Genomic DNA, 239 nt, shown 5'->3' with positions numbered 1-239 from the left:
CGACAGGAAGAGTTCCCAATCGAGCGAACTCTGGACGATGGTCTCAAGCGAGTCGTATCGGGGCTTCCAGTCGAGCACCTGCCGGGCGAGCGAAGCGTCGGCGACGACGCTTGCCGAATCGCCGGCGCGCCGCGGCGCCATGTGGATCTTGAAGGAATGCCCGTGCAGGCGGGTGACCATGTTCAAGACGTCGAGCACGGAATAGCCGCTGCCATAACCGCAATTGGCGACGAGCGGGC

General features: G+C 64.0%; 1 pseudogene. It reads right to left on the bottom strand.

Annotated elements, in window-relative coordinates:
- Nucleotides 1-239, bottom strand: a pseudogene (locus EOD29_RS34745) (UDP-glucose 4-epimerase GalE); the annotation flags it as partial.

This window comes from Mesorhizobium sp. M1A.T.Ca.IN.004.03.1.1, assembly GCF_003997555.1.
Lineage (GTDB): Bacteria > Pseudomonadota > Alphaproteobacteria > Rhizobiales > Rhizobiaceae > Mesorhizobium.
This window is presented reverse-complemented; position numbering and strand designations above follow the sequence as displayed.